Source organism: Haloterrigena sp. KLK7 (assembly GCF_037914945.1).
In the GTDB taxonomy this organism is placed as follows: Archaea; Halobacteriota; Halobacteria; order Halobacteriales; family Natrialbaceae; genus Haloterrigena; species Haloterrigena salinisoli.
The window spans coordinates 390,537-396,905 of the sequence record NZ_CP149788.1 but is presented as its reverse complement, the minus strand read 5'-3'; the positions used below and the strand labels follow the sequence as shown (position 1 = coordinate 396,905).

Annotated in this window: 6 protein-coding genes and 2 pseudogenes; 4 read left to right on the top strand and 4 right to left on the bottom strand. The window is 59.0% G+C overall.

Features of this window, described 5'->3' with window-relative positions; all coding sequences use genetic code 11:
• The first annotated feature begins 344 nt into the window (after positions 1–344).
• A complete protein-coding gene (locus WD430_RS20715) occupies positions 345–662 on the top strand; it encodes a hypothetical protein (RefSeq protein WP_339106013.1) in 318 nt (105 codons plus the stop codon).
• Positions 663–809: 147 nt separating this feature from the next.
• Here the strand turns inward: WD430_RS20715 and WD430_RS20710 are convergent.
• A pseudogene (locus WD430_RS20710) lies at positions 810–1,183 on the bottom strand (NAD(P)/FAD-dependent oxidoreductase); the annotation flags it as partial.
• Positions 1,184–1,236: 53 nt separating this feature from the next.
• Between WD430_RS20710 and WD430_RS20705 the strand changes: the two are divergent.
• The gene (locus tag WD430_RS20705; RefSeq protein ID WP_339106012.1) at positions 1,237–1,698 is read left to right on the top strand and encodes a helix-turn-helix domain-containing protein; all 462 of its coding nucleotides are present in this window, start codon (positions 1,237–1,239) and stop codon (positions 1,696–1,698) included.
• 25 nt (positions 1,699–1,723) lie between these two features.
• On the opposite strand, the gene WD430_RS20700 is transcribed toward WD430_RS20705, so the two are convergent.
• Positions 1,724–2,545, bottom strand: coding sequence for a DUF6159 family protein (locus WD430_RS20700; protein WP_339106011.1), 822 nt, complete (start codon positions 2,543–2,545; stop codon positions 1,724–1,726).
• Between the two features lie 410 nt (positions 2,546–2,955).
• Positions 2,956–4,455 carry an MATE family efflux transporter gene (locus WD430_RS20690; RefSeq protein ID WP_339106010.1) on the bottom strand — a complete coding sequence of 500 codons (1,500 nt, stop codon included), beginning with the start codon at positions 4,453–4,455 and terminating at the stop codon, positions 2,956–2,958.
• A gap of 300 nt (positions 4,456–4,755) precedes the next feature.
• On the opposite strand from WD430_RS20690, the gene WD430_RS20685 reads away from it, so the two are divergent.
• Positions 4,756–5,361, top strand: a complete 606-nt coding sequence (locus WD430_RS20685) for a TetR/AcrR family transcriptional regulator (protein WP_339106009.1) — start codon at positions 4,756–4,758, stop codon at positions 5,359–5,361.
• Between the two features lie 75 nt (positions 5,362–5,436).
• Positions 5,437–5,523: pseudogene (locus WD430_RS22595) on the top strand (transcription factor TFIIB); the annotation flags it as partial.
• Between the two features lie 87 nt (positions 5,524–5,610).
• Here the strand turns inward: WD430_RS22595 and WD430_RS20680 are convergent.
• Positions 5,611–6,219, bottom strand: coding sequence for a DUF4399 domain-containing protein (locus tag WD430_RS20680; protein WP_339106008.1), 609 nt, complete (start codon positions 6,217–6,219; stop codon positions 5,611–5,613).
• Positions 6,220–6,369: the final 150 nt, after the last annotated feature.

The window sequence follows — 6,369 nt, the reverse complement described above, 5'->3', positions numbered from 1 at the left end:
AATACGATTTCTTTATTCAGGATCAAGTCAGAACTGAAACGTCCAGTTCGGTAACTACAGCTGCGAAATGAGCCCTATGGAAGACGGTGCTTTACTGGAAATAGTAGGGTGGGGGTGTTCCGTCATTCTCGACAGCAAAACCCTCCACAGTATGCTGATTCAAATTCTAGCCGAGTATACTGGAAATAGAAACGACAGTACACTGACTTCAGGGGTGTAGGTCAACACTATTTGGAACCAGGGTTATCGGATTCAGACCGCTATTTTAAGATGCGGGTTAGAACAGAACACCGCTCTCGAGCGCTCACTCCCCCAGTGCGGTCGCTCGAGACCCCCTTTCCTAAGTGAACTACGCGCAGCGAACCGTCGCGAAGGAGCCGCTACCGGAGAACGATGAACGTTGCGTGAACGGGTCATCTCCAGTCACTGTGGCCCGTCACTTAATTGCGTCTCTTGATCCGGATCAGCATGCCGAGGCTGATCAGAATAACAAGCGGAAGCACGATGAGCACGGTGGCATAGTACGGATTGGCCAGGTTCACGCTCTTGCTACTGGCCAGATGGGGAAAAAGAGAAAGCACAGAACCATGATCGACGAGAAAATCGTAATTTTGATTGATTTCTCTTTGGAAATGAGTTCGGAGCTCATCGGTGGTAATTAAGGGTGACAAACTAGTGTATTTTTCGGTGGCGAACCGCTACTGTGGGCGGGTTTCGTAGATATCGATGTCGGCGATGTTCGGGCCGTGGAACCAGATTTTTATCCCACTTCCCTCGTGTCCGTGCTGTCTGGCGATTCACCAGAGCCGATCGCTGTTATACCGAACACCAACAACATCGCCATCTTTGACGATTGGTTCACGGACGCGAGCGTCAAACGATACTTAGCATCCTTTTCACGGCCATCCTCAACGAGAAACTTCTTGAACGCCTCGAAGTCCAAGACGAAGTCCGGCTGGTCTTGGATGAAGTACTCATTCGGCGATTCAAGAACCACTGGCTCAGTCGCCTGGATGACCATGTCGTCGGGATGCCGAAGGAGATCATCATCGACGCAAACGTCCCACCGGTGGATTTGTTGCTCTGAGCCGGGGAACTCTACTTCTGCTTCAGTTTCCAGAACGACAACCTTGTAACCCGGCACCGACTGCGATCTTAAATTCGATGGAAACCTCGAACTGATTCTTCGTTATCAGTATTACTTTATTGCGAACTACGTATGTATAGATGCTAACAATGGGGCGACTTTTTTCACAGGATTCCGACGCAGCGGTCAAACGAAGCGAGACACCACGGGTCATCTGTCTCGATGATGAATACGCAGATGAAGTTCTCGGTGCTCTCCAGTCTGAAACCGCGCAGACGGCATTTCGTGCGCTGAACCAGGAACCGATGGCCGCAGCGGAACTCGCGGCCGAACTCGATGTGTCAGTCCAGACAGTCGGTTACCATCTCGAGAAGTTGCTTGACGCCAACCTGATCGAACACCACGAGACAGTCTACTCCGAAAAAGGACGCGAAATGCCCGTCTACGGCCCAGCTACTGAACCAACAATGCTGTTTTTCGGCACGTCAGACGAGCAGCAGGCGCTCGAATCAGCGTTCAGAGAGTACGCGTCGACGCTTGGGATCGGAGCCGTCATACTCGCGATTCGGGGCGCATTGTCACCACTTAAACCGCTCTTCGACTGGCTGTAGCGGACGGATGTCAGTCCCTCCCGGTTTACGATGGATCGGGATCCTCGGCGAGTGCAAGCTCATCGAACTCTCCAGGCATCGTTCCCAAGCGGGCGAAGACGTACAGCGCTGTTTTCGCGATCGCACCGAGCGTGTAGCCGGTGAGCATGCCGATGCCGACGAACAGCCCGCCGCCAAGGATGGCGATGAGGTGTGCTGATTCGCCGGGAACGGCGAGGTACAACACGACGCCGAGTACTAGCCCTGGAGCGAGCAACAGGGCGGTGACGAATCCGACACCGAACTCCGAACCGAGTGTCTCGCCCCAGGTGTCGTGGATGAGCCGTCCACTCTCTTGTACCATTGTGGTCGGGCTGGCGTCCTCGAGAACGACGACTGGAATGACGAAGTACGTCAGCGCGAGCCACCCGGTGTTGAGCAGTGCCGCGATGATGATGCCGACGATGTCGCTGGACTCCTCAAGGATTTGGAGCGCGAGGCCAACGAACGCACTCAGGAGCGACCACACCAGAAGGGCCCAGATATGGTCGGCAGCGACGCGAAATGCGTCACGCACTGACGGCGATCGGCCGGCAAACGTCTCTCTGCTCGCCCAGACGAGCGCGGCAATGCTAAACGAGACGAGAAACATCGATCCCGCATATGCGCCCACCAGCAGTGCAATCACGAAGGCGAGCGATTCCGATCCACCCAGTGTGACGAATCCGCCGAGGACAGTGACGAGGTACGCGACGGTTGCAACACCACCCACGAGTGGATAGACGGTTAACCCCGGGTTCGCACGAAGCACTGCGACGCTGCCACCCGCGAGTTGAAACCCGGTCCAGAGCCGGTCACGGAGACTCATCCGTCGATCACCGCCGGTGACGACAGCATTCGACCTGGTCTCGCCGCTGGTGTCTCCACTCGATACGGAGTCACACTCGCGTCTGTCCACACCGTCATCCACTGATATTCGACAGTCTCAGCCATACAAGTATCTGTAATGACCGAAAAGAAAAATCAGCCGGTGAGTTCGAATCGCTTCGAACATATACCTGCCCGCGGCACGTTGTTCGGGCTCTTCTTGTCGAGAGAGATCCTCGAAACACAGATCCAGTTCTGGTTCATTGAACTTGACGCACATCAGTGAGAACATGGACTACGGCGCGTTCATGAACCGCCGTCTACACGGCTGGGGATTTGCGAAGATGCACGCTCAGATTCGGTACAAGGCCGCCGAGAAAGTCAAGCGAACGCGTCCTCAAGTCGTTGGTCTCAGTCGTCTGACGACGAGGTATCCGTCCCGGGAGCGTCGGAACCGAGATTCCGCTCTGTGAGATCCGTCGACCGCCACGTCCCGCGCTTGAACCAGCAATACGCGACGATCGCGCCGATCGCGTTCGAGATCGGGAACGCGATCCAGAGCCCGGTGGATCCGATCGCCGACGAGCCGATCCAGGCGACGGGCAATCGGACGAGGCCGAGCGTCACGACCGAGACGACGGCGGCGATCATCGTGTGACCGGCACCGCGGAAGCCGCCGGTGTAGGCGCGCATGACGCCCATGAACCCGAACGTCAGGGCGGCGTACCGGAGGAACGTCGCACTCTCGGCGACGACCGCCGGGTCGTTCGTGAAGACGGAGGCGATCGGCCGCGCGGCCACCAGCGTGACGAGTCCGACGCCGGAGAGGATGACGAGCATGGCGCGGGCACCGAAGTGATTCGTCGCGGCGGCTCGGTCCTGTTTCCCCGCACCGATGTTCTGGCCGGTCATCGTCTCGATCCCCTGCGAGACCGCCAGCGCCGGGAGGAAGACGACCGAGAAGATCCGAGTCCCGATTCCGTAGGCGGCGCTGATCTCCGCCGGGAACGCGGCCAGCACGAACAGCAGCAGGTTGATCGACAGCGAGCGGGCGGTGCCCTCGATCGACGCCGGGAGTCCGATGTCGACGATCTTCCGACCGAACGTGAGATCTGGAGCCATCTGCGTCAGCCGGATCTTCACGCCCCGGTCGCCCCGGAACATGATTGCGAGGCCGACGGCGAACGCCAATGCACGCGAGAACACTGTCGCGATCGCAGCGCCCTCGATTCCCGACCCGGCGTAGCCCGTCAGTTCGAAGAGGGTGGCCTCGAGGCCGCCGGCTCCGAGGAGGCCGAACAGAGGGTTGTTCTCGAACCCGAAGATGAGGATCGGGTCGAGGACGACGTTGAGGGCGACCGACCCGGCCATCACGTACATCGGAGTGATCGTATCTCCGTACCCGCGCATGAGCGCCATGAAGACGGCGAAACCGAACACGCCCGCGAGGCCGATCGAGTAGACCCGCATGTAGTCGGCGACCAGCGGCGAGATTTCGGGGCCGGTCCCGAGGATCACGAGGAACTCGTCGACGAAGGCGTAGCCGACGACGCCGAGGACGATCGAGGCGACGACGGCGTAGGCCATCGTCTGCGAGGCGGCGTACTCGGCCTGGCGTTCGTTGCCGGCGCCGACGTGTTGAGCGACCAGTACGCTGCCGGCGACGGAGAGACCGAGGGCCAGCGAAATCATCAGGAAGACCATCGGGAACGCGAAGCTGATCGCCGACAGCGACGCCGTGCTGTGGCGGCCGAGCCAGAAGGTGTCCGCGAGGTTGTACGTGACCTGAAACAGGTTCTGGACGATGATCGGCAGGGAGAGGTAGAACAGCGGCTTGCCGATCCCGCCCGACGTGAGGTCGAACTCGTCGGAGTCCTTGAACAGCGAGTCGACGATCCGACGCACTCCCATCAGTTGGTCACCACAGCGGTCTCGACAGCGCTCTCTTGGCAGCGGAAATCGGCGGTGCCACGTCTGCGGGGTGGGCGACGTCTCACCGGAACCAATCCGATTATTGCAGTAGCGTTCATATCGTTCAGTACAGAGGTTACTGACTGGTCAGTCAAAAACGTTCGGGAACGGGATCGATTTGGAATCGACACTCAAACCTCAGAATTCATAGCAGAGGGCGCTTGTTGGTTTCTCCTCGATCGACTACTGACTAACGAGTAGGTCAAAACCGTTATCTACGGGCCACTCGAGTATCGGGTAATGGCTGATTCGCCGACCGAAACGGTCTCCGGCCCGAACGCGGAGATCATGCGGGCGACCTACCGCGCGCTTCGCGAGCACGGGTACGCCGATCTCACGATACAACGGATCGCCGACGAGTACGGGAAGTCGACCGCTGCGATCCACTACCACTACGACACCAAGGAGGACCTGCTCGCGGCGTTTCTCGACTACATCCTCGATCGATTCAAGGACACAGTCCACGAGGTCGAAACGACGGCTCCCGAACAGCGCCTCGAGTTGCTGCTCGACAAGCTGCTCGTCGATCCCCAGGATCATCAGGACCTGCTCGTTGCGATCCTGGAGATGCGGAGCCAGGCACCGTACAAAGAGCGATTCAGCGACCGGTTCCGACAAAACGACGAGTACGTTCGGTACCTGCTTCGCACGGTGATCGATCAGGGAATTGAGGAGGGCGTATTCGCCGATGTCGACTCCGATCACGTCTCGCGGGCACTCATGACGATCGTCGACGGTGCCCGGACTCGAGCGGTCGTACTCGACGCGGAGCAGTCACTCACGACGGCGCGACGAACTGCCGACGAGTACGTGCAGGCGGTACTGCAGCCTTCTTTCTCGAACTGAGACGGAGAGTTTTGACCGCACCTCAATGTGATGGAGCAGCGAATGCGGAAGATCGGCCCTACCATTCACGGACCTGAGTTGTACGATGTCGTACAGGTCACGTAATTGACTATCCGAAATCGATACTATGAACAGATCGAAGCGATGGGAATCCACGGCTAACTCGTTCATTCTGGTCTGTCTTTTTACCCGCGCTAGCAGCTGTCAACGGCTGTACCGCGGCCAGAAGAACGGGGCTAAAAAACGCGATTAGTCGTCGCTCGAGTTGCCGTCGGATTCGTTTCCGGCTCCGCTCTCGGAGTCCGTTTCGTTTCCGTCTCCGCTTTCGTTCCCGCTCTCGGTCGCGTTCCCTCCACCGTCGCCCTCGGTGACCGTGATCGAGATCTCGTCGGTCATGTCGTAGGCGTTGTGTATGTCGTCGCCCGCCTGCGCACAGAGGTCGTGCTCCCCCGGCTCGAGTTCGATTTCGATCTCGCGTCCGCCGTCTGAGAGGTGATAATAGCCGTCCTCCTGAGGGATCACGTATCCCGGCTCGACGCAGCCCTCGTCGACGAGCACGTGGAGGTGTCCAGTTCCGCTCTCGGGGACCGTGTCCTCGCCCGGCGGACGCAGTTCGAAGTTCTCGACCTCCATTTCGACCACGACGGGGTTCGATACCTCGGCCCCGTCTTCCGGTCTGACGAACGCGAGTTCACCGTTCGGGTTCGTGTAATCGATGTTTTCGACCCGTTCGTCGTCGGTTTCGTTCTCGTCGGGCTCGTCGGCCCCGTCGGAGTTATTGATACAGCCGGCGAAGGCGGCGATGCCGGTCACGGCGCTCGCGGTTAGATACTGTCGTCGCGTCGGGGTTCGTGTCATGTTCGGTCGGTAATACGGCGTGGGGTGGTCGGATCCGTGCGATCACCGACGTCCTCGGCGTCCGCTCGGCGGCCGACCGTCAGGCGGGGACGGCGATGGGCCACACGGAGACGGTGATCTGTATACCAGTTGACGCCCTCGCGGCGAAAA

What these genes read in the sequence shown, in the direction of transcription:
- WD430_RS20705 (WP_339106012.1), top strand. Translation starts at nt 1,237, where the DNA reads ATGGGGCGACTTTTTTCACAGGATTCCGACGCAGCGGTCAAACGAAGC.
- WD430_RS20700 (WP_339106011.1), bottom strand. Translation starts at nt 2,545, where the DNA reads ATGAGTCTCCGTGACCGGCTCTGGACCGGGTTTCAACTCGCGGGTGGC.
- WD430_RS20690 (WP_339106010.1), bottom strand. Translation starts at nt 4,455, where the DNA reads ATGGGAGTGCGTCGGATCGTCGACTCGCTGTTCAAGGACTCCGACGAG.
- WD430_RS20685 (WP_339106009.1), top strand. Translation starts at nt 4,756, where the DNA reads ATGGCTGATTCGCCGACCGAAACGGTCTCCGGCCCGAACGCGGAGATC.
- WD430_RS20680 (WP_339106008.1), bottom strand. Translation starts at nt 6,219, where the DNA reads ATGACACGAACCCCGACGCGACGACAGTATCTAACCGCGAGCGCCGTG.